Consider the following 22,231-nt stretch of genomic DNA (forward strand, 5'->3'; position numbering starts at 1 on the left):
ACGATGGGAGGCCAGGTGAACGGCAGAGGAAATTTGCTCGTCGTGCGCGTGTCGGTGAATTGGCCGCGCCGGGCAGCATCTGCCATGACGTGCACAGACAGCGGGTGCCGGCCGCCTCGATGCATCCGGTGCCGCAGATGACGTGGCCGCAGCTGTGATCATTGCGCAGGATGGTGACATGACTCCGCCCACTTTGGCGTTAACTCTCGACAACATCCGGCTGGCCCCCAAAGCCCTGTTGCACGACCACCTCGACGGGGGGCTGCGACCGTCGACCGTCTTGGAGATGGCCGCCGAGATCGGCTACGACGAACTACCGGCCACCGACGTCGACGGGCTGGCGGCGTTCTTCCGCACGGCCGCCCACAGCGGATCGTTGGTGCGCTATCTCGAGCCGTTTGCGCACACCGTGGCCGTCATGCAGACTCCCGAATCGCTGCACCGGGTGGCCTTCGAGTGCGTCGAGGACCTGGCCGCCGATTCGGTTGTCTACGCCGAGGTCCGCTTCGCCCCGGAACTGCACATCGACGCCGGCCTGTCACTGGATGCCGTGGTGGATGCGGTGTTGGCCGGTTTTGCCGACGGTGAGAAGGCGGTGGCGGCCTCCGGCAGGGCCATCACGGTGCGCTGCCTGGTGACCGCGATGCGCCATGCCGCGCGATCCAGAGAGATCGCCGAGCTGGCGATCCGGTTCCGTGACAATGGTGTCGTCGGCTTCGACATCGCCGGTGCCGAGGCCGGTTACCCTCCCACCCGGCACCTGGACGCCTTCGAGTACATGCGGAACAACAACGGCCGCTTCACCATTCACGCCGGCGAGGCGTTCGGGCTGCCGTCGATCCATGAGGCCATCGCATTCTGCGGGGCCGACCGGCTGGGCCACGGGGTCCGCATCGTCGACGACGTGGAGACACTCGCCGACGGCACGGCCCGGCTGGGCCGGGTGGCGGGCATCGTCCGCGACAAACGCATCCCGCTGGAGCTGTGCCCGAGCTCGAATGTCCAGACCGGGGCGGTGGCGAGCATCGCCGAGCATCCGTTCGACAAGCTGGCGCGGCTGCGGTTCCGCGTCACCGTCAACACCGACAACCGGTTGATGAGTGACACCACGATGAGCCAGGAGATGTTGCGGCTGGTGGAAGCGTTCGGCTACGGGTGGAGTGATCTCGAGCGGTTCACCATCAATGCCATGAAATCGGCGTTCATCCCGTTCGATCAACGGTTGGCGATCATCGACGAGATCATCAAGCCGCGTTTTGCCGTTCTCGTCGGGTGATCACTGCTGCTGGTCGACGGATGCGCGGGCTGCTTCGAGGGTGTCCAGATTGTGGGCGACGGTGATCTCGATGGCCCGCTCGGTGTCGCCGGCCCGGTAGGTCTGCAGGATCAGGAGATGGTCGGCGTCGCCGCGGGCCCGCCGCTCGGCGTCCCCGCTGATGGAAACGCCGACGTACAGCGATGACAGGTCGGCCAGTGTCGTCAGGATCGAGTAGAGCTTCGGCCGGCGGCTGGCGACGTAGAAGATCTTGTGGAATTCGCGATTGAGCTCGACCCATTCGGCCGGATCGGTTGCGGCCTCCATGCGGTGGGCGAGTATCTCGGCGGCGTCGAGTTCCTCGGTGGTGATGTGGCGGATGCCTTCGCGCACCGCCACGGGGATGAGCACGGAACGTAGTTCGTAGACGTCTTCGAGCTCGGCACGGGTGGTCTGGTGCACGGTCGCGCCGTGGAACGCGCTGTAGTCGACCAGACCTTCGGACATCAGGTTGCGCAGCGCTTCCCGTACCGGCGTCACACTCACCGACAGTCGCTGCGCCAGCTCTGCCTGCATCAGGTGGGTGCCGCCGGGGAGCTCGCCGGAGATGATCGCGGTCCGGAGGCGGTCGGTGACCGTCACATGGGCGGTACGGATCGGTGTCGACGTCAGTGCAGACAGCGGTGCGTGTCTCGGTGCGCTCGGCACGTGGGGCCTCCTTCCGTTGTGGAAAAGCCGAAAGTGAATGGGTCGCAGGGAAATTTACCCGACGGAAACACATCCTGCAGCAGATGTCATGTCTCATATATGAAATAGACCGGACGGCTCGGTCTGATTCACCCACTTCTTCTTCCCCTGGAGGCTCCGCATGGCATCAACATTCCGTCCCCACCTCCGTCGGCTTCCGATGGCCCTCCTCACCACCGGCATCGCCGCCGGGCTGGTGCTGTCCGGATGTTCGGCATCGTCCACGTCGTCGGAGAGCTCCACAACAGCGGAAGCCCTCCCGGTGGTGCGGCTGCAGGGAATGGAGGGAGGTCTGAGCTCGATGGCCCTCAAGATCATCAAGGAGCAGGGCTTCGACACCGCCAACGGTTTCACCGCCGAGAACTTCGAGATCTCCGGTGACGCGTCCACCCAGTTCTTCCTCCAGGGTGAGTCCGACGTCTCCTTCGACGGTGATCCGGTCACCGCCGCGCTGCTGCGCAGCCAGGGCAACGATGTGACCACCTATTTCCCGATGGCGGTTCAGGACGTTGCGCTGGTGGTCAGGGGAGATTCGCCGTACCAGAACGAGCAGGACCTGATCGGCATGAAAGTGGGCCACGACGGCCTGGATTCGGGCGGGATGACCGCGGCACTGGTGATGCTCAACGAGTTCTCGAACCTCGACATCGAGCAGCAGTACAACCTGCAGCTCGCCCAGGAGGCGGCACTGCTGCGCCTGCTGGACCGCGGTGAGGTCGAAGCCGTGTTCACCGCCGAGCCCAACACCATCGTCGCGGCCAAGGAATACGGCATGCGCACCGTCTGGGGTCCGGGTTGGCAGCAGTGGGAAGAAGCGGCGGGCGGACGAGCCTGGAACATCACCGCGATGACCCGGGACAGCTGGATCCAAGAGAACCCCGAACTGGCCCAGGGCGTACAGAACGCCTGGAACGATGCCTACGACTGGATCGTCGCCGATCCGTCCCGGGTCACCACCGGTGAGCTCGGCGACTTGATCGGCATTGAATCCGACGATGTCGCAACCGGTTTCCAAGAGCTCATCGAGACCAGCGAGTACTTCACCAAACGCTGGACCGCCGACGACGTCGCCGCAGCCGAGGCGTTCATCCAGTACGCCGCCGAGTCCGGGCTGGGCATCGACGAAGCTCCTGCCGGAGCGGTGACCCGGCTGCCGGAATCGTCGGCGGAGTAGGGCGTGCAGGTAGCCCAACGGCCCCTGCGGCCGGCGCCCCGGGCCACGTTGCTCCTGGGCGCCGGTGCGGTGCTCATCCTGATGTGGCAATTGTTGTGGGACGCCACGGATTTCCTGCCGTCGCCGGCATCGACTCTGGCTGAGGCGGTGGAGCTGCTGGCAGACCCGGCCACCTACGAAGACCTCGGTGCCACCGTGCGCAGACTCATCGTGGGCCTGCTGATGGGTTACGCGGCGGCCGTGGTGGTGGCATTACTGATGCAGATAAACCCGTGGTGGAACCGATTCTTCGGCCCCGCGGTCTACGTCACGATCACCGCGCCGAGCATGGTGGTGTCGTTGCTGTGCTTGATGGTGTTCGGCCTGTCGGAGTTCGGTGTCTGCATGTCGGTGGCAATCGTGGTGTTCCCCTTTGTTGTTGTCAGCCTGGACGAGGGCGTCAAGGCGCTGGACCCCAAACTGACCGAGATGAGCCGCATCTACGGGTTCAGCGGACTCAACCGCATCCGGCATCTGGCGCTGCCGGAGATGGCGCCCTACCTGTTCAGTGCCTTCCGCAACGTCCACGCCCTCGGGTGGAAAGTGGTGGTGATCGCCGAGTTGTTCTCCCAGCAGATCGGGATCGGTGCCGAATACAAGCGCGCCTACGGCTTTTTCGAACTCGAGCGGCTGGTGGTGTGGACATTGTTCTTTGTCGTGATGATCACGGCCGTCGAATATTTGATCCTGCGTCCGTTCGAACGGCGGGTCTTCCGCTGGCGGGCCCCGGTCAAGAAAAACAGGAAGAAAGCACTCGCATGATCACCGAGACCCGATCGGACTTCCTCACCATCGAGGGACTGTCCTATGCCTATCCCGGTAGCGCCGGCTACGCCTTGAAAGACGTCAGCTTGCAGGTTGCCAGCGGCGAATTCGCCTGCATCGTAGGGCCGAGCGGCTGCGGCAAGTCGACTCTGCTGAACATCTTGTCCGGCCTCGCCGATCCGACGGCGGGCACGGTGGCGATGGACGGTGCCCCGATCGTCGTGGACGGGGTGGTGCAGGCCACCCCGCGGCCCCGACTGGGCTACTTGTTCCAAGATGCCCGGCTGTTGCCGTGGCGCACGGTCCGCAAGAACATCGAACTCGCCCTGGATGCCGCTGATGTCCCGCGCGAGTCATGGCGATCCCGCACCGACCGGTACCTGGATCTGTGTGAGATCTCCCGGTTCGCCGACAGCTGGCCGGCCAACCTGTCCGGCGGCCAACGCCAGCGCGTGGCGATCGCCCGGGCGCTGGCCATCGAACCCGCGTCCGTGCTGATGGACGAACCGTTCTCGACGCTGGACGAGGTCACCGGGCGCTCGCTGCGCGGCAAGCTGATCGACTTGTGGCAGGCCACCGGTCAGACCTTCATCTTCATCACCCACTCGATCCGGGAGGCGGTGTTCCTGGCTGATCATGTCTACGTCATGGCCCCGGGCCCGGGGCGGGTCCTCGAGCGGATCACCATCGACATACCGCGCCCGCGTCGCTATGAATCCCCGGAGATCGCCGAAGTCGAGACCCGCGTGATCGACTCGGTGTTGCAGTACTGGGGCTACGAGGAATCTGCCGGCGGTGGACGGTGACCGACACTGTGCGCGGCGCCGTCGGTGAAGTCGACCGGGCGCCCGCACCGACGCGTAAAACCCGGCGACGGCTTCCCCCCGAAGTGGTGGCGATCGGTGCCGGCCTGCTGGTCTGGTGGATGGCCGCGGGGACCCTGCTGCCCTACCTGCCTGGACCGGGCCGGGTCGCCGCCGACTTCCAGGCGGCGGTGAGTTCGCTGGAGTTCTACGAGGCGATGCTGATCACCCTGCGGCGCATCGTCATCGCGTGGACCACGGGTTTTGCGATCGCGCTCACCATCGGTGTCCTGATGGCGCGCAATCGGTATGTGGAGGCGCTGGCGCATCCGGTGGTGTTCATCGGGCTGGCCCTGCCCGGCCCGGTCACCATCTTGTTCTCCACCCTGTGGCTGGGACTCGGTGAGCTGGCGACACTGGTGGCGCTGACACTGGCCGTCACCCCGTTCATGGTGACCTTCATCTACGACGGCTCGAAAGCGCTGGACCCCCGGCTCTTCCAGATGTCGGCGGTCTACCAGTTCCGCCCCGTCGCCAGGTTCCGGCATGTCATCCTGCCGCAACTGGCGCCGGCACTGATGTCGGCGGCACGGTTCGGCTTCGCGATGGGCTGGAAGCTGGTGGTGCTCGTCGAAGCGCTGTCGGCGGGCAGCGGCATCGGTGAGCGGATCGAGTACTTCTTCTCGTTCAACCGCCCCGGCGCGGTCATCGCGTGGACTCTCGGCTTCACCATCGTCATGGTGTTGGTGGAGCTCTTCGTGTTCCGTACCATCTCCCGGCGGGTGTTCCGCTGGCGCCCGAAAGTAGCTGCTCCGCAATGACATATATGCATCTAGGACTTCCGTCCCATTCCGGGGCAACCGTTGCCATGCGGGACTGGGCGGAGTTGGCGGCCACCGTCGAGTCTGCCGGGTTCGACACGCTGTGGCACTCCAACGAACGGTTCTTCCGGGACATGTTCGTGCGGATGACGGTATCGGCGACCGCTACCGAGCGAATCATGTTGGGCGGGGCGGTGGTCGATGGTTTCACCGTCCACCCGGCGCTGACGGCTCAGTCCCTGGCCACGGTTGATGAACTCTCCGGTGGCCGGGTGACGGTGGCGGTCGGGGCGGGGGGCTCGGGGCTGCCGATGATGGGTATGTCCCGGCGCGCGGTACCGGAGGTGGTGCGCACCACCTACCTGTCCATCGCCGAATTGCTGGCCGGACAGACCGTCACCCGGACGACGCCGATGTACACCTTGGACGGCGCGCACCTGCGGGTCCGGCCGGCCGGCGACGTTCCGATGTGGGTTGCCAGTCGTGGGCCCCGCACCTTGGAGATGGCCGGCGGAATCGCCGACGGTGTCATCATCGCCAGTCAGGCATCGTCGCCGGGGTTGCTGCGGTCACTGGAGCGGGTCACCCGTGGCGCGGTTGCCGCAGGTCGTGCTCCCGGCGACGTCGCGACGATGGCCCGTGTCGACACCTGCGTGCACGCCGACCCCGGGCTCGCCCGCGATGGATGCCGGCTGATGGTCGCCAAGATTCTCTGGATGAGCTATCCGGACCGGGGTTTTGTCACCGACGCCGGTCTGACGGTCCCGGACGAGCTGGAACAGATCATCGCAACCCGCGACTACGACGCCCTGGAAGAGGTGGCGAGTCTGGTACCGGATGAGCTGATCGACATGTTCTGCTGGGCAGGCACACCGGAGCAGATCGTCGACCGGGTGGCGACGGTGGTGGCGGAGACGGGTGTCACCGACGTGGGTTTCTGGCTGCTGTGTGCACCCGGGCAATCGTTGGCCGCGGCGCTCGAACTGCTGGCCGGGATACTTCCACAGCTGCGGGCTCGGCTCGCCGTCGAGGCCACCGCATGAACGAGTTGCTCTACGACCCCCGGCGCCTTGCGGCGACGATGGCCGACGCGGGCGTCGACGTCCTGGTGGTCACCAGATCACCGGGCGTGCGCTACCTCACCAGGTTCACCAAGCCCGGTCGCAGCGTCGCGATCGTGTGTCGCAACGACCCGGCACACCCGCATCTGGCGGTTCCCGCCGTCGAACTCGACTACCTGGTCGAGGATCTGGTCCCGGGGATCGACGTGCATTCCTGGGGGGAGTTCGTCCGGGAATGCCCTGCCGATCGAGAACTGCTCGATCGTGAGGCGCTGGTCGCCGACGCCCACGACGGACGCCGCCCCGACCTCGATCGTGCCGGAATGGTCGCGATGATCGTGACGTCGCTCGGGATGAGCAGTGCGCGCATCGGTTTCGATGTCACCCCGGTGACCGAACCGGCGTTGACGGCCGCTCTCGGGGCGGAGGTTGTCGACGCATCCGATGTGGTGCCCAGGCTGCGAACCCACAAGACCGCACTCGAAATCGAACGGCTGGGCGAGGCGGCCCGCATCGCCGAATCGGCGATCACCGCGACGACGGCGATCGCCGCCGCCGGTGTCACCCAGGCGGAACTGGCCACCGAGTTCCGGGTCGCCGTGGCCCGCGGTGGTGGATTCCTGCGGGTGGACTCGGTGTCCATCGGGCGCGACTCGGTGTTCGGCAACGCCAATGTCGCGCAGACCGTGCTGTCCCCGGGTGATCTGCTGCGGTTCGACATCGGCGCGGTGTACCGCGGATACCAGTCCGACCTGTCCCGGTGTTTCAGCCTCGGCGAGCCCGACGCCAAGACCCGGAGGTATGCCGAGGCCGTCATCGCCGGCCAGAGCGCTGCGCTGGCGATGCTGGAACCAGGGGTCCGCACCGCGGAGCTGTTCGCCGCGGCGGTGGCCGAGACCCGGCGGGCGGGCATACCTCACTACAACAGGACGCATGTCGGTCACGGGATCGGGCTGGTGGGCTCCTATGACGCTCCGCTGCTGAGCCCCTTCGATCCGCACGTGATCGAAGCGGGCATGGTGCTGTGTGTCGAAACTCCCTACTACGAATTCGGTTTCGGCGGTGTCCAGATCGAGGACATGGTGGTGGTGACGGATTCGGGATGGACGCCGTTGAGCCGGCTGCCCCGAAGTCTGGAGATCCTGTAGATGTTTTTACGGGGATTGGTATGTATTCGCTGCGGCCGTCCCGGTGATCCGGCTCCGCGTGCCCGAGGATGTGTGCGGTGCCGGGCCGAGGGGGTGTCGGCAAATCTGCGTACCGACTACGACCTGGAGTCGGCGGGGCCGGCGTTTCTCGCCGATCTGGCCGATGATCTACCGGGCCTGCTGCGGTATCGCGCGCTGCTGCCTGTCGAGCTCTCAGCTGTGGGCGCGGCCGTCAGCGGGCCTGCACCGTTGTTGCCGGCGCCGCGACTGGCCTCGGCCATCGGTATGCGCAGGCTGTGGATCAAGGACGAATCCCGAGGACTGAGTTGGTCGTTCAAGGATCGCGCGGCTGCAGTCGCCGCCGCGCATGCCCGGGCCTCGGGGGCGGAGGTGCTGGTCACCGCATCCACCGGCAACGCTGCCGCAGCCACCGCCGCGCATGCCCGCCGTGCCGGGTTGACCCCGGTGGTGGTGTTCGCCCGGGGTGTCGATCCGCTGATGGCCGCCTTCGTGGCGGCCTACGGTGCACACGTTGCGGTGGCCGAGACCAAGGCCGACCGTTGGCGTTTGGTGGGCGAGGCCGTGGACCGGTACGGGTGGTACCCGATGTCGAACTATGCCGACCCGCCGGTGGGGAACAACCCATATGCGATCGACGGCTACAAGGCCATCGCGTTCGAGATCTTCGAGCAGCTGGGCCGTCGGGTTCCCGAGGCCGTGTACTTCCCGGTGTGTTACGGCGATGCGCTGGCTGCCAGCCGGCGTGCGTTCGGGGAGCTCTGCGACATCGGTCTCGCCGAACGGGTACCTGCGCACAGCGGAGGTGAGATCTATGGCACCGTATCCGCCGCGCTTGCCCATGGCCGCGATGACGTCCCGGTCAGCACGCTGGACCACCCCACGGCGGCCTCGTCGATCTCGTCCCGGCAGAGCACCTTTCAGGCGCTGCAGGCGGTGCGCAGCAGCGCTGGTGCCATGCATACCGTCAGCGAAGATGAGCTCGAGGCAGCACTGCAACTCGCGGTGCGCACCGAAGGGGTGCTGCTGGAGGCGGCCTCCGCAGCAGGTCTGGCGGCACTGATCGCGCACCGCCGCGACGGGCTCCTCGGTGCTGACACCGAGGTGGTGCTGATCGCGTCGTCCTCGGGGGTGAAGTCCCTGGGGCGGCGCCTCACCGAACCCGTCACCGCAGATGTTGTCACCGATGTCGCCCGGTTGGCCGCGATGCTCGAATCAGAAAGGGATACCCAGCAATGAAATTCGGCGTCGGTTTGCCCACCGGTATGGAGGGGCTGGTCAATCCCATCCCCTTCTTCACCCCGGACCAGTTCTGTGAAGCGGCGCGTCGCGCCGAGGCCCTCGGCTACGACTCGGTGTGGGGCAACGACCACTACGCGCCGCAAGACTATGTACGACAGAAGTATTCGGCCACACCAAATCTGTGGGAAGTGCTGACGGTGCTGACCGCGGTGGCCGCGGTCACCGAACGGGTGGAGATCGGCACCGCTGTCATCGTCTTGCCGATGCGGGATCTTGTCACCTTGGCACGGCAAGCGGCGACCATCGATCAGCTCAGCGGCGGCAGGCTGCTCCTGGGCGTCGGCATCGGGGCCTACCCCGAGGAATACCGGGCAGCACGGCCGGACCTGGCCGGTGCGCACCGCGGCGACATGCTCGACGAGGGGCTCTCGCTGCTCCAGCGGATGTTCACCGAGACGTCGGTCACCCATCACGGTCGGTACTACCAGGTGGAGGAGCTCGAACTCCAGCCGAAAGGTGTTGCCGGACAGGTGCGAGTACTGATCGGCGGTCACCACCGCCGCAGCATCGAACGGGCCGTGCAGTATGGGGCAGGGTGGATCCCGGGCTGGCGGCCATTGGACGAGATGGCGCAGTGGATCCGCGATCTGCGAACGCGGGCAGAGGAAGTCGGCCGTGATCCACAGTCGCTCATCGTGGCGCCGCAGTTCTCCTGTCTGATCGGCAGCGACCACGCCGGCACCGAAGAGCGCTACCGGTCCAGCGGCATGGTGGCGCATCGAATCTCGTTGGCCCGCGATGGACGCGATCCGATGAAGTCGTTGCACAACAACCTGATCGGAGGATTCGACGAGGTGGGGGAGCGCATCGAACGGCTGCACCAGATGGGTGCCGACCATCTGGCCTGCACCACCTTCTGTGTCGACACCGTCGAGGAATGGTTCGAGCAGATCGAGATGTTCGCCACCGAGGTGATCGCCCCGTACCGACGTCGCCACGGTATCGCCGACCCCCGCGTGGTGACCGGGTGATCGATCTACGGACCGACACCGTCACGTCGCCGACGCCCGGAATGCGCCGAGCCATCGCCGCCGCCGTGGTCGGTGACGAGCAGAAGGGGGAGGATCCGACCACCCGGCTGCTCGAGGAACGAGTGGCTGAGTTGTTGGGTGCCGGAGCTGCGGTGTTCGTTCCCTCCGCGACGATGGCCAATCAGATTGCGCTGCAGCTGTGGTCCCGCCCGGGTGAAGCGCTGGTGTTGTCGGCCGGCAGCCACCTGGTGCACAGTGAAGCAGGAGGTCCCGCCGCGCTGGCCGGTCTGATGTTGCAGCCGATCAGCAGCGTGGACGGCCGCTTCGACGCGCCGACGCTGGCCGCGCTGGCCTCGGCGGGAGGAGTCGAGAAGCCACGGACCGCGCTGATGTCGGTGGAGAACTCGCACAGCAACTCCGGAGGCCGGGTGTGGCCCCTGGCGCTGTTGGATGCTGTGGTGGCCGAGGCGAACTCGCTGGGAATCCGCACCCACCTGGACGGTGCCCGGCTGTTGAACGCCGCGCTTACCTGCGGGGTCGCCGCCGGCCGCCTGGCCGGTGGCTTCGACTCGACGACGTTCTGCCTGTCCAAGGGGCTGGGCTGCCCGCTGGGCGCGTTGCTGGCGGTGCCCGCCGACCGAGAGATCGAGGCACGTCGGATCAAACAGCGCCTTGGCGGTGCGATGCGCCAGTCCGGGATGCTGGCCGCGGCCGGGCAGTACGCGCTCGAACATCATGTGGGCCGGCTCGCCGAGGACCATCGTCGCGCCAGCAGGCTGGCGGAGTTGCTGTCCGACACGGTGTTTGCCGTCGATCCGTCGGCCGTGGAGACCAATGTGGTGTTGCTCGACGCCGCCGCGACCGGGCTGTCGCGCGAGGAGCTGATGGCCCGGTTACGCGCCGGCGGGGTGCTGCTGTCGGCGCTTCCGCAGCCCGGACAGCTGCGCGCGGTCACTCACCTCGACATCGACGACGCCGCGATCGACCGCGCTGCCGAGGTCATTCGCTCGGTCCTTGCGGGCGCGGCGCGCTGACCACCGCGCGGCCGTTGCCGTCGCGCAGCAGGGCACTACCAGCTCACTCCCGGCGCAGGCGTGAGTCCAGGAACCGCTCGAGGCGCTCGAACTGCTCGACGGCCTTGGTGTAAGGCGCGGCGGGCCGGTCGGCGTTGTCGGGATCATCGACGTAGCCGATGAACTTGCCGAGCTCCGAGTCGGCGGTCAACGTCTTGTCCACCGTGTCTTCCTCGGAGTAGTCGCCGACATCCTGGAGCAGTTCCACCGCCAGCGCCAGCTGATCGAGGTCGATGCCGTCCGGGCCTTCGGCGATTTCCTCGGCCAGCCCGGTCAGCACGTAGACGTTCTCGTCGGTGACGTTGACGTCCAGCGACCCGTCCGTGGCGGCGGTGCGGATGTCGTCGTAGGTGCTCAGGTCCGACAGATCGTGGTCGTGCTCGTCGGCCAGATACCGGGCAAGCGCACGCTCAGAGGGGAACACGCTGATCCGGCCGTTGCGGCCCAGGAACAGGGGACGCTCACCGAAGTAGCAGCGCAGCGTGTAGAACGTGCCGGAGCTGGTGATCATCTGCACCGGGTCGATGCCGACCTTGCCCCAGAAGTCGTCGTCATCGCCGAGCACGCCACCGCGGGACTCGGCGGCCAATACGCGGTCCACGGGATCGACACCGGTCTCGTCGCCGTCGGTCAGCTCATCCTCGAGAACGTCACCTTCGCTGTCGTCGTCGACGGCGATCGCTTCGTCTTCCGGATCCTCGGGGGCGGGTTCGGCGAGTTCTGCGGCCGCCTTCTCCGACAGCGCCGCGTCGACATCCGGGGTGGTGACGATGTCGTCGATCGCGGCGATGATGCCGTCCCAGTTGCGTCCCACGATCGTGGCGATGGCGTTCCACCGCTTGAGGCCGGACTTGCCGGTGAACTCGTCCACGCCACCGTTGACGCTGCTCAGCGTGGGGTTGCCGTTGAAGAACTTGGTGACGGCCGGGAGCTCACAGACCGACCCGATGGACGAGACGATGGCCAGCGTGCGGGCCAGCGTGGTCACCGATTCCTCGGTGGGTTTGTCGGCCAGCAGCTCCTCGACCGCGATCAGATCGAACTGACGGTCTGGCACCGGGTCGAGCTTGTGGGCGGAGGCGGCGACCAGCTGCTCCCACGCCGGGTGATCGGACAGATCGTTGTCGTCACCGCCGCGGACGAAGGCCACCAGGTCGGCAGCGCTGGCGAACCCGTACAGATCTTCGTCCTTGCCGAGAAGGGCCTCCCATTCGTCTCCGGCGTCGCGCCACCGGGGCGCCCAGACGGTGTAGAAGTCACCCTCGGTCAGTACGAGGCGGATCGGCACAAGCTCAGCAGCCATGCGGCACAGGATAACGACGTGCCGACTGTGGCCCACCACGAGCGGGTGCAAACTGCGACGAGAGCGCGGCGTGTCGGCCGGGGACGTGCATGCCCGGCGGAGGGTGCACGGGTTCGCTTAGTGTCTTTGCCTATGGATGTACGCGTAGTCGATCACCCGCTGGCCGCGGCCCGATTGACCACCCTGCGAGACGAGCGCACCGACAACGCGGGCTTTCGCTCGGCGCTGCGGGACCTGACGTTGATGCTGGTCTACGAAGCCACCAGGGACGCGCCGTGCGCCGAGATCGTGGTGCGCACCCCGCTGACCGAAACCGCCGGGTATCGGCTGGCCACCCCGCCGTTGCTGGTCCCGGTGTTGCGCGCCGGTCTGGGCATGGTGGATCAGGCGCATGCCCTGATCCCGGAAGCCAAGGTGGGTTTTGTCGGCGTCGCCCGGGACGAGCAGACACATCAGCCGACGCCGTATCTCGAGTCGCTGCCCGACGATCTGAGCGCTCAGCCGGTGATCGTGCTCGATCCGATGCTCGCCACCGGCGGCTCGATGTCACACACCCTGGGCCTGTTGCAGGCGCGTGGCGCGGTCGACATCACGATCATCTGCGTCGTCGTGGCACCGGCCGGCATTGCGGCGGTGGAGGCCGCGGCGCCCGCGGCCCGATTGTTCACCGCGTCGGTCGACGACGGTCTCGACGAGGCCGCCTACATCGTCCCGGGTCTCGGTGACGCCGGGGACCGGCAGTTCGGCCCCCGCTGACCCGCGTGCGGCGCATCCTGGCCTGGCTGGCCGGCGCGGTGGTGATCGTCGTGATCGCCGCGGGAGTCGGCGGCTACATGCTGTTCACCCGTCCGCAGGGCGAGCAATTGACCCCGGCCGACGCGATCGTGGTCCTCGGTGGCGATCGGGACGGCCGGATCGACTATGGGCTGGACCTGGCACGGCAGGGATACGCCAACACCGTGGTGCTGTCGAACTCCTACGGTGAGTTCGATCCGATGATCCGGCAGAAATGCGCCTCCGGCACCGCCACCATCACGGTGATCTGTTTCATCCCGGACCCGTGGACCACCCGGGGCGAGGCGATGTTCGTCCAGCGGATGGCCCAGGAACGGGGCTGGCACCACGTGATCGTGGTGTCCTGGAACTACCACCTGGTGCGGGCCCGCTACATCTTCGATCAGTGTTTCGACGGCACAGTGACGATGCGGGCCGTTCCTGGAAGCTATGACTACAACCTGGCGGAGTGGGCGGAGGTCTACGGCTACCAGTACGCGGCGATCGTCAAGGCGGCGGTCATCGGTTGCTGAGCAGCTCCGCCAGCTCGCCGCTGACCGCCTCGAGGAGGGCCTGGGCTCGCAGGTGTGCCGCCGCGGTGTCGGCATCCGGCGGTTGTGTCGTCTCGATGTAGCCCTTGATCTTCGGTTCGGTGCCCGACGGCCGGATCGCCACGCGCACGGATTCGCCGGTGTAGAGCAGGGCGTCGGTGCGCTGCGGTTCGGGCCGGTCCAGCAGGTCGGTGACGGTGATGTCCACACCGGCGAGCCGGTGTGGGGGCCGGGTGCGCAGTCGACCCATGATCGCCGTTTGCGACTCCTCGGAGTCGACGCGCTCGGTGACCGCGGCGCTGAGGTGCACACCGTGGCGGGCCGCCAGTGCTGCCAGGGCGTCCGGGACCGATCTGCCCTGCGACTTCAGCGAGGCCACCAGATCGCAGACCAGCACCGCGGCGCTGATGCCGTCCTTGTCGCGGACCGCGGCCGGGTCCACGCAGTGGCCGATGGCCTCCTCATAGGCATAGACCAGGGTGTGACCGGGCTGGTCGGCGTCGGCACGCGCCAGCCACTTGAAGCCGGTCAGGGTCTCGACGTGGCGGGCGCCGTGCGCTGCGGCGATGGCGGTCAGCATGCGGGACGACACCACCGTGCTGGCCACCAGCGCGCCCTCTGCCGACTGTTGCGACAGGATGAAGTCACCCAGTAGCCAACCGGTTTCGTCGCCGCTGAGCATCCGCCACCCGGACTCGGTGGGGATGCCGACCGCACACCGGTCGGCGTCGGGATCCAGTGCGATCGCCACATCGGCGTCGACGTCTGCTGCCAACTCCAGGAGCAGGTCGACGGCGCCCGGCTCTTCCGGGTTGGGGAATGCGACGGTGGGGAAGTCGGGGTCGGGCCAGAACTGCGCCGGCGGGGTGTGGACGTCGGTGATGTTCGCGCGGCGCAGCGCTTCGACGGCGACCACGCCACCGACGCCGTGCATCGGGGTCAGCGCCACCCGGATCGGGCCGTCGCCGCGCCGGACCCCGGCCGCGCGGTCCAGATAGCGCTCGACGAGGTCGGTGTCGGTGGGTTCGACGGGCCGGCGCGGGATCACCGCAGGGGCCCGTCGCATTGCCGCCTCGATGTATGCGTCGGTCGGCGAGATGATCTGGATGCCACCGTCGAAGTACACCTTGTAGCCATTGTCGGTCGCGGGATTGTGCGACGCGGTGATCTGCACGCCCGCGGCCGCGCGCAACTGACGCACCGCAAACGCCAGTACCGGGGTGGGCAACGGGTCAGGCAGTAAGACTACCGAAAATCCAGCTGCGGCAAAGGTTTCCGCGGTGGCCAGCGCAAAATCATCGGATTGGTGGCGGGCGTCGCGGCCCACGACAATGCGGGAGCCGGCCAACTGTCGATCGATCAGCACGGCGGCCACCGCCCAGCTGGCCCGGGTGACGGTGTCGATGTTCATCCCGTCGGGGCCGTCTTGCATGGGGCCGCGCAGGCCCGCGGTGCCGAAGGTGATCACGACGCTGATTGTGCCGTTTCGCTCTCGGCCAGTTTTCGCAGCACCGGCGCAACGATCATCAGCAGGTTGAACTCGAGGTCGGACAGGTTGTCGCGCATGGTGGCTTGTAGCCACTCGTCGCGTTGCGCGCGGTCACCGTCGAGTAGCTGTTGCCCGGCCGGGGTGACTTCGATGAGCTGGCGCCGGCGGTCGTCGGGGTCGGGGCGCCGCGAGATCAGGGCGCGCGATTCCAGGTCGTTGAGGCTGTCGGTCAGCGATTGGACCCGGACTTGCATCCGGGTGGCCACCTCGGCCGGGGTGGTCACCCCGGACCGGCTGGCTTCGGCGAGCAGCTGCAACTGGCTCAAGGTCAGCCCGGTGTCGGACCGGTGCCGGCGGAGTTGGCGAGCAAAGGCCATCACCGATTCGCGGAGCTCGCTGGCGGATTGGCGGCCGGGACCAGGATCTGAGGTCATTACCAAGTTATACCTTGGTAATTTACTGAAAGTAAGAGCTGGGTACTGGTTTGATTCACGATAAATGTAAGGGCATACTTGTTATTTGACGCTGGTTGCTTGGTGCTGGCGGGGAGGTTGACGGAATGCGGAGGACGGTCACGTTCGGCTGGTGGCGGTGGCTGCTGCTGACCGTTGTCACCGTCGTCGCCACCGTGGGCCTGACGCTGCTCGGGGTGCCGTCCGCCGCGTTGTTCGCCGCATTGGTGGTCGGCATCGTGCTGGCGCTGTGTTCACTGGCGCCCGCGCGAGTGCCGCGACGTGCCGGGCTGGCCGCCCAGGCCGTGCTCGGCGTCTACATCGGCACCATGGTCCACGAGGATTCGCTGGCGGCCTTGGGGCCGCATTGGCCGATCGTGGCGACCGTGGTGGTCGCAACGTTGCTGATCAGCGTCATCGCCGGGGCCCTGATGGGGCTGCAGCGCGATGTCAGCGCACTGACCGGGGCCCTGTCGCTGGTGGCCGGCGGTGCGTCCGGATTGGTGGCGATCGCACGCGAACTCGGTGGTGACGACCGGGTGGTGGCGGTGGTGCAGTACCTGCGGGTCGGATTGGTGACCGCCACGATGCCCGTCGTGGTGGCGTTGGTCTTTCACCCGGACTTCTCGCATCCGGTCCAGGGGCCGGCACAAAGTGGCACCGCCCCTTGGTATCTCAGCCTCGGGCTGATCATGGCCATCGCCGTCGTCGGCGTCACGCTGGGCAAGGTGGTACGGCTGCCCGGTGCCGGTCTGCTGGGTCCGATGGCGGTGACGGTGGCACTCGAGGTGACCGGCAATGACTTCGGATTGTCGGTGCCACAGGCGCTGGTGCAGGTCGGCTACGTGCTGATCGGTTGGCAGGCCGGCGTCGCCTTCACCCGGGAATCGCTGCGGGCCGTCGGCCGCGCGCTGCCACTGGCGATCGGGCTGATCACCGCGTTGACGGTGGCCACCGCCGGTCTCGGGGTGCTGCTGTCACACGTGTCCGGAAAGACACTGCTCGAAGGTTATCTGGCCACCAGCCCGGGCGGGGTCTACGCGGTGTTGGCGACGGCGGTCGAAACCGGGTCCGACGTCACCTTCATCGTGGCCGCGCAGGTATTGCGCATCCTGGTGATGCTGTTTGCGGCGCCGCTGATGGCACGCGGACTGGTCGCCGTGACCAAAGTGGCGGCGCGGCGCCGCGGCAAACGCGGTCAGAGCCGCGAGATCACCGCGGACAGCAAAGAGCCCATCGCCGTGGCCGACTGACGGCCTGCCTCGAGCACCTCCTCGTGGTTCAACGGTTCGCCCGTCATTCCGGCTGCCAGGTTGGTGACCAGCGATACCGCCAAGACCTGGGCCCCCGCGGCACGGGCGGCGATCGTCTCGTGCACCGTCGACATCCCCACCAGATCCGCGCCGAGGGCGCGCAGCATCCGGATCTCGGCCGGCGTTTCGTAATGCGGGCCCGGCAGGCCCGCGTAGACGCCTTCGGCCAGCGATGGATCGATCTCGCGTGCCAGATCCCGCAGCGCCGGGGAGTACGCGTCGACGAGGTCGACGAACTGGGCACCCACCAGCGGTGAGCGGGCCGTCAGATTCAGATGGTCGCTGATCAGCACCGGCTGGCCGACGGTGAAGTCACTGCGCAGCCCACCCGCGGCGTTGGTCAGCACCACCGTGTCGGCTCCGGCGGCACAGGCGGTGCGGATGGGGTGGACGACGTCGGCGAGGTCGTGACCCTCGTAGGCGTGGATCCGGCCGACAAACACCAGCACCCGATGCCGGCCCAGCGGAATCGACAGCACTTGCCCGCCGTGTCCGGCCGCCGTCGGTGTGCTGAACCCGGGCAGCTCGGCCATGGGCAGCACCGCGGCCGGTGTGCCCAACTCCGCCACCGCCGGTGCCCACCCCGACCCCAATACGACGGCGACGTCGTGACGGTCGATGCCGGTGTGTGCGGCAATGGCGGAGGCGGCCGCCGAGGCACGGTGCAGGGGATCACTCACATTCGAGGAGCCTAGTGCGGGGCGCCGCGAGCCACGCCGGACCGGAGCCGTACCTGCGACGGTGCGATACTGCTCGGATGCCCACAGTCAGTGCGTCCTCGGTTGTCGAGGACGTCGTTCGGCGCCGCCGCGACGACCTGGTGGCGTTGTCCCATTCCATCCACGCCGAACCGGAGCTGGCGTTCCAGGAGTACCGCAGCTGCGCCAAGACGCAGACGCTGGTGGCCGAGCGGGGCTTCGAGATCAGCACGTCCGCCGGGGGACTCGACACCGCGTTCCGGGCGTCGTTCGGCAGCGGACCACTGGTGGTCGGGGTGTGCGCCGAATACGACGCCCTGCCTGAGATCGGGCACGCGTGCGGGCACAACATCATCGCCGCCTCGGCCGTCGGCACCGCACTGGCGCTGGCCGAGGTCGCCGACCAACTCGGGTTGACGGTGGTGCTGATCGGTACACCGGCCGAGGAGGCCGGCGGTGGCAAGGTGCTGATGCTCAACGAGGGCGTCTTCGACGACATCGCCGCCACCGTGATGTTGCATCCCGGTCCCGTCGACATCGCCGCGGCACGCTCGCTGGCGCTCTCGGAGGTCTGGGTGAGCTACCTGGGCCGGGAATCGCACGCCGCGGTGGCGCCCTATCTGGGGGTCAATGCCGCCGACGCGGTGACCGTCGCGCAGGTGGCGATCGGGTTGATGCGCCAGCATCTGCTGCCGGGACAGATGATGCACGGCATCGTCACCGACGGTGGCAAGGTGCCCAATGTGATCCCGGCGCACGCCGAGCTGCGCTACACGATGCGGGCCACCGAGACGTCGGCGCTGCAGGCTCTCGAAGAGAAGATGTCGGCCTGTTTCCGGGCCGGGGCCGTCGCGACAGGATGTGAGTACGAGGTGCGGGAAGCTTCGCCGATGTATCAGGAGTTGACGCCGGACGCGTGGCTGGCAGAGGCATTCCGTGCCGAAATGCTGCGGCTGGCGCGCACACCCGTGCCGGCTGAACTGGAAGCCGCACTCCCACTGGGCAGTACGGATATGGGCAATGTCACCAAGGTGATGCCCGGGATCCATCCCATCGTCGGCGTCGAGGCCGGCGGAGCCAACGTGCACCAACTGGGGTTCGCAGCTGCGGCGGTCAGTGCCAGCGGTGACACCGCCGTCGTCGAGGGTGCCATCATGCTGGCCCGCACCGTCGTCGCGCTGGCCGAATCCGGCACCGAACGCGACCGGGTGCTGGCACTGCAGGAGCAACGCGCATGAGCCTGACCGATCTGACCGAGACGTGGCTGGCGTCGCACTACGACGATCTGGTCGCCTGGCGTCGTCACATCCACCGTCATCCCGAACTCGGCAGGCAAGAGTTCGGCACCACCCAGTTTGTCGCCGAACGGTTGGCCGGGGCCGGACTCAATCCGAAGATCCTGCCCGGCGGCACCGGGCTGACCTGCGATATCGGCCCGGAACATCGAACGAAGATCGCGCTGCGCGCCGATATGGACGCCCTGCCGATGGCTGAACGCACCGGCGCCGCGTACTCCTCGACGGTGCCGGGGGTGGCGCACGCCTGCGGTCACGACGCGCACACCGCGATCCTGCTCGGGACCGCGCTGGCGCTGAACTCGGTGCCGGAGCTACCCGTTTCGGTGCGGCTGATCTTCCAGGCCGCCGAGGAACTGATGCCCGGCGGCGCCCTCGACGCGATCTCCGCCGGCGTGTTGTCGTCGGTGTCGCGGATCTTCGCGCTGCACTGCGACCCCCGGCTGGCGGTCGGACGGGTCGCCACCATCGCGGGGCCGATCACCTCGGCGGCCGACTCGGTGGAGATCACCTTGCACTCGCCCGGTGGACACACCTCACGCCCGCACCTGACCAGTGATCTGGTCTACGGGATGGGCACCCTGATCACCGGTGTGCCGGGCATCCTCTCGCGCCGGGTGGATCCGCGGCACAGCACGGTGATGGTGTGGGGAGCCGCCAATGCCGGGGTGGCCGCCAACGCCATCCCGCAGATCGGGGTCTTGGCCGGGACGGTGCGCACCGCCAGCCGGGAGACCTGGCTGGAACTGGAAGGCATTGTCAGCGAGGCTGTTTCGTCGCTGCTGGCCCCGCTGGGAATCGCTCACTCCGTGCAGTACAACCGCGGGGTTCCGCCGGTGGTCAACGAAGAGATGTCAGCGCGGATCATGACCCATGCCATCGAGGCGATCGGGCCCGACACACTGGCCGACACTCATCAGTCCGGCGGCGGCGAGGACTTCTCCTGGTATCTGGAGGAGGTGCCGGGTGCGATGGCACGCCTCGGGGTGTGGAGCGGAACCGGCCCGCAGCTGGACCTGCACCAGCCGACGTTCGACCTCGACGAGCGGGCACTGGGGGTCGGTGTGCGGGTGATGGCCAACCTGGTGGAACAGAGCGCCGCGTTCTGAGCTGTCGAATCACTCTGCTGCACAGCACCGACGGCAACGGGCCGCACCGCCCAGATCAAACGGTGCCGGGTCCGATGTTGCGCGCCGGGCGGGTGCGCAGGTCGCGCACATAGTCATCGGGTGCGCCGGCGATCTCGGCGGCCTCGGCCATCACGCCCAGGTACCGGGCCGAGGGCATCCCGCCTTCCCAGGCATCCAGCACATACAGCCAGGCAAGCACCGGATCAGTTGTGGTGTCCGAGGTTTCGCGGTGCACCCGGCAGCGGATCTTCTTGTGGAATCCGAAGTCCGAGCCCTCCCAGCGGTCCAGCGTGGACTCGTCGCCCGGTGCCAAGTCGTAGAGCACCACGAACACCTTGGAAAGCGGGTCCTGGACCACGGTGGCCAGCGCACCATCCCAGCCGATGTCCTCACCGCCGAACGTCAGCCGCCAGCCGTGCAGCCAGCCGGTACCGGCCATGGGCGAATGTGGAGCCCGTTGCAACATCTGCTCGGGATGCATGTTCGACCCGTAGGCGGCGTAGAGCGGCACCAGAAGAGCTTAGTCAGTGAGCCGACAGGCTCGCCGGGGAGTCGACAGAAGACCACCGCCGGGTGCTCATGACACCCGGCCGCCGGTGATGACCTAGGTTTGGACCCGTGCCAACCCGCATCGTGATCATCGGCGGCGGCCCCGCCGGTTATGAAGCGGCCCTCGTCGCCGCGTCCCGAGGCCCAGAAGTGCACGTCACAGTCGTCGATTCCGACGGCTTGGGCGGCGCCTGCGTGCTCTTCGACTGCGTGCCGTCGAAGACCTTCATCGCCTCCACCGGGGTGCGTACCGAGCTGCGCCGGGCCGAGGGGCTGGGTTACGACATCAGCATCGATGACGCCAAGATCACACTCGAGCAGATCAACAACCGGGTGAAGACGCTGGCGGCCTCGCAGTCGGCGGACATCGGCGCCCAGTTGCTCAACCAGGGTGTGACGATCATCGGTGGCCGCGGTGAACTGGTCGACGACGTCGCTGGAATGGCCCACCACCGGGTCAAGGTCACCACCTCCGACGGCAAGTCCGGGGTGCTCAAAGCCGACATCGTGCTGATCGCCACCGGCGCCAGCCCTCGCGTGCTGCCCAACGCGGTACCCGATGGTGAGCGGATCCTGACGTGGCGGCAGCTCTACGACCTCACCGAGCTGCCCGAACACCTGATCATCGTCGGCTCCGGTGTCACCGGCGCCGAGTTCTGCAACGCCTACACCGAGCTCGGGGTGAATGTCACGGTCGTCGCCAGTCGCGACCAGATCCTGCCGCACGAGGACAGCGACGCCGCCGCGGTGCTCGAGCAGGTGTTCCACGAGCGTGGTGTCACCCTGGTGAAAAATGCGCGCGCCGATTCCGTCACCCGCACCGACACCGGGGTCCGGGTGGCCATGGCCGACGGCCGTGTTGTCGAGGGCACCCACGCCTTGATGACGGTGGGATCGGTCCCCAACACCGGCGGTCTGGGCCTCGAGAGGGTGGGCGTCGAACTCAAGAGGGGCGGATACATCCCGGTGGACCGGGTGTCGCGCACCCCGGCGGCGGGGATCTACGCCGCCGGCGACTGCACCGGACTGCTGCCGCTGGCCTCGGTGGCCGCCATGCAGGGCCGGATCGCGATGTATCACGCCCTCGGTGAAGGAGTTTCACCGATCCGGCTGCGCACCGTCGCGTCGGCGACCTTCACCAGGCCCGAGATCGCGGCGGTCGGTATTCCGCAGACGGCGATCGACGACGGCAGTGTGCCGGCGCGCACGATCATGCTGCCGTTGAGCACCAACGCTCGCGCCAAGATGTCGCTGCTGCGGCACGGTTTTGTCAAGATCTTCTGCCGGCCCGCCACCGGTGTGGTGATCGGTGGGGTGGTGGTGGCACCGATCGCCTCGGAGCTGATCCTGCCGATCGCCCTGGCGGTCCAGAACCGTATCTCCGTGACGGACCTGGCACAGACACTCTCGGTGTACCCGTCGCTGTCCGGGTCGATCGTCGAGGCGGCGCGAAGGCTGATGGCCCACGACGACCTCGACTAGCGTGGGATCGGTGGAGTC

Annotated in this window: 22 protein-coding genes; 16 read left to right on the plus strand and 6 right to left on the minus strand. The window is 67.4% G+C overall.

Annotation, left to right across the window (positions count from 1 at the left end; genetic code table 11):
• Window positions 1-178 precede the first annotated feature (178 nt).
• A complete protein-coding gene (locus tag WBB07_RS13350; RefSeq protein ID WP_526308373.1) occupies window positions 179-1,276 on the plus strand; it encodes an adenosine deaminase in 1,098 nt (365 codons plus the stop codon).
• On the opposite strand, the gene WBB07_RS13355 is transcribed toward WBB07_RS13350, so the two are convergent.
• On the minus strand, window positions 1,277-1,963 hold the full coding sequence (locus tag WBB07_RS13355; RefSeq protein WP_526308375.1) for a GntR family transcriptional regulator: 687 nt from the start codon (window positions 1,961-1,963) through the stop codon (window positions 1,277-1,279).
• A 160-nt stretch (window positions 1,964-2,123) separates the two neighbouring features.
• Between WBB07_RS13355 and WBB07_RS13360 the strand changes: the two genes are divergently transcribed.
• The 9 genes from WBB07_RS13360 (at window position 2,124) to WBB07_RS13400 (ending at window position 11,138) form a co-directional block, all read left to right on the plus strand.
• On the plus strand, window positions 2,124-3,176 hold the full coding sequence (locus WBB07_RS13360; RefSeq protein ID WP_526308377.1) for an ABC transporter substrate-binding protein: 1,053 nt from the start codon (window positions 2,124-2,126) through the stop codon (window positions 3,174-3,176).
• A 3-nt stretch (window positions 3,177-3,179) separates the two neighbouring features.
• The gene (locus WBB07_RS13365) at window positions 3,180-3,977 is read left to right on the plus strand and encodes an ABC transporter permease (RefSeq protein WP_526308379.1); all 798 of its coding nucleotides are present in this window, start codon (window positions 3,180-3,182) and stop codon (window positions 3,975-3,977) included.
• Window positions 3,974-4,786, plus strand: coding sequence for an ABC transporter ATP-binding protein (locus tag WBB07_RS13370; protein ID WP_526308381.1), 813 nt, complete (start codon window positions 3,974-3,976; stop codon window positions 4,784-4,786). Before WBB07_RS13365 ends, WBB07_RS13370 begins: the two co-directional genes overlap by 4 nt.
• Complete coding sequence (locus tag WBB07_RS13375; protein WP_526308383.1) at window positions 4,783-5,604, plus strand: ABC transporter permease; 822 nt, start codon at window positions 4,783-4,785, stop codon at window positions 5,602-5,604. The genes WBB07_RS13370 and WBB07_RS13375 overlap by 4 nt, the downstream gene beginning before the upstream one ends.
• 5 nt (window positions 5,605-5,609) lie before the next feature.
• Window positions 5,610-6,647: an LLM class flavin-dependent oxidoreductase gene (locus WBB07_RS13380; protein ID WP_526308385.1), complete on the plus strand. Its 1,038-nt coding sequence runs from the start codon at window positions 5,610-5,612 to the stop codon at window positions 6,645-6,647.
• Window positions 6,644-7,813 carry a M24 family metallopeptidase gene (locus tag WBB07_RS13385; protein ID WP_526308387.1) on the plus strand — a complete coding sequence of 390 codons (1,170 nt, stop codon included), beginning with the start codon at window positions 6,644-6,646 and terminating at the stop codon, window positions 7,811-7,813. Before WBB07_RS13380 ends, WBB07_RS13385 begins: the two co-directional genes overlap by 4 nt.
• Window positions 7,814-7,906: 93 nt before the next feature.
• Window positions 7,907-9,070, plus strand: coding sequence for a pyridoxal-phosphate dependent enzyme (locus WBB07_RS13390; RefSeq protein WP_526308389.1), 1,164 nt, complete (start codon window positions 7,907-7,909; stop codon window positions 9,068-9,070).
• Entirely contained in the window at window positions 9,067-10,104 is a 1,038-nt protein-coding gene (locus WBB07_RS13395) for an LLM class flavin-dependent oxidoreductase (protein ID WP_526308391.1), read from the plus strand. The genes WBB07_RS13390 and WBB07_RS13395 overlap by 4 nt, the downstream gene beginning before the upstream one ends.
• Complete coding sequence (locus WBB07_RS13400) at window positions 10,101-11,138, plus strand: threonine aldolase family protein (RefSeq protein ID WP_526308393.1); 1,038 nt, start codon at window positions 10,101-10,103, stop codon at window positions 11,136-11,138. Before WBB07_RS13395 ends, WBB07_RS13400 begins: the two co-directional genes overlap by 4 nt.
• A 43-nt stretch (window positions 11,139-11,181) precedes the next feature.
• Here WBB07_RS13400 and satS read toward each other — a convergent pair whose 3' ends face one another.
• Window positions 11,182-12,480 carry a protein export chaperone SatS gene (gene satS / locus WBB07_RS13405; protein ID WP_526308395.1) on the minus strand — a complete coding sequence of 433 codons (1,299 nt, stop codon included), beginning with the start codon at window positions 12,478-12,480 and terminating at the stop codon, window positions 11,182-11,184.
• Window positions 12,481-12,612: 132 nt separating this feature from the next.
• On the opposite strand from satS, the gene upp reads away from it, so the two are divergent.
• Both upp and WBB07_RS13415 read left to right on the plus strand, forming a co-directional pair.
• A complete protein-coding gene (upp, locus tag WBB07_RS13410; RefSeq protein WP_526308397.1) occupies window positions 12,613-13,236 on the plus strand; it encodes a uracil phosphoribosyltransferase in 624 nt (207 codons plus the stop codon).
• Window positions 13,237-13,241: 5 nt separating this feature from the next.
• On the plus strand, window positions 13,242-13,787 hold the full coding sequence (locus WBB07_RS13415; RefSeq protein ID WP_526308399.1) for a YdcF family protein: 546 nt from the start codon (window positions 13,242-13,244) through the stop codon (window positions 13,785-13,787).
• Here WBB07_RS13415 and WBB07_RS13420 read toward each other — a convergent pair.
• Both WBB07_RS13420 and WBB07_RS13425 read right to left on the minus strand, forming a co-directional pair.
• On the minus strand, window positions 13,774-15,387 hold the full coding sequence (locus tag WBB07_RS13420) for a phospho-sugar mutase (RefSeq protein WP_526308401.1): 1,614 nt from the start codon (window positions 15,385-15,387) through the stop codon (window positions 13,774-13,776). The two genes, WBB07_RS13415 and WBB07_RS13420, sit on opposite strands and share 14 nt — an antisense overlap.
• Window positions 15,270-15,728: a MarR family winged helix-turn-helix transcriptional regulator gene (locus WBB07_RS13425; RefSeq protein ID WP_526308403.1), complete on the minus strand. Its 459-nt coding sequence runs from the start codon at window positions 15,726-15,728 to the stop codon at window positions 15,270-15,272. The genes WBB07_RS13420 and WBB07_RS13425 overlap by 118 nt, the downstream gene beginning before the upstream one ends.
• Before the next feature lie 125 nt (window positions 15,729-15,853).
• On the opposite strand from WBB07_RS13425, the gene WBB07_RS13430 reads away from it, so the two are divergent.
• Window positions 15,854-16,999, plus strand: coding sequence for an AbrB family protein (locus tag WBB07_RS13430; protein WP_526308405.1), 1,146 nt, complete (start codon window positions 15,854-15,856; stop codon window positions 16,997-16,999).
• Here the strand turns inward: WBB07_RS13430 and WBB07_RS13435 are convergent.
• Window positions 16,945-17,739: a purine-nucleoside phosphorylase gene (locus tag WBB07_RS13435; protein ID WP_526308407.1), complete on the minus strand. Its 795-nt coding sequence runs from the start codon at window positions 17,737-17,739 to the stop codon at window positions 16,945-16,947. The genes WBB07_RS13430 and WBB07_RS13435 overlap by 55 nt on opposite strands.
• A gap of 77 nt (window positions 17,740-17,816) precedes the next feature.
• Here WBB07_RS13435 and WBB07_RS13440 point away from each other — a divergent pair, with 77 nt between their 5' ends.
• Both WBB07_RS13440 and WBB07_RS13445 read left to right on the plus strand, forming a co-directional pair.
• On the plus strand, window positions 17,817-18,995 hold the full coding sequence (locus WBB07_RS13440) for a M20 family metallopeptidase (RefSeq protein WP_526308409.1): 1,179 nt from the start codon (window positions 17,817-17,819) through the stop codon (window positions 18,993-18,995).
• On the plus strand, window positions 18,992-20,161 hold the full coding sequence (locus WBB07_RS13445; RefSeq protein WP_526308411.1) for an amidohydrolase: 1,170 nt from the start codon (window positions 18,992-18,994) through the stop codon (window positions 20,159-20,161). The genes WBB07_RS13440 and WBB07_RS13445 overlap by 4 nt, the downstream gene beginning before the upstream one ends.
• A gap of 55 nt (window positions 20,162-20,216) precedes the next feature.
• Here WBB07_RS13445 and WBB07_RS13450 read toward each other — a convergent pair whose 3' ends face one another.
• Window positions 20,217-20,693 carry a gamma-glutamylcyclotransferase family protein gene (locus WBB07_RS13450; RefSeq protein ID WP_526308413.1) on the minus strand — a complete coding sequence of 159 codons (477 nt, stop codon included), beginning with the start codon at window positions 20,691-20,693 and terminating at the stop codon, window positions 20,217-20,219.
• A 107-nt stretch (window positions 20,694-20,800) separates the two neighbouring features.
• On the opposite strand from WBB07_RS13450, the gene WBB07_RS13455 reads away from it, so the two are divergent.
• Window positions 20,801-22,213: an NAD(P)H-quinone dehydrogenase gene (locus tag WBB07_RS13455; RefSeq protein WP_526308415.1), complete on the plus strand. Its 1,413-nt coding sequence runs from the start codon at window positions 20,801-20,803 to the stop codon at window positions 22,211-22,213.
• Window positions 22,214-22,231 lie beyond the last annotated feature (18 nt).

Source organism: Mycobacterium sp., assembly GCF_049647605.1.
GTDB lineage: Bacteria > Actinomycetota > Actinomycetes > Mycobacteriales > Mycobacteriaceae > Mycobacterium.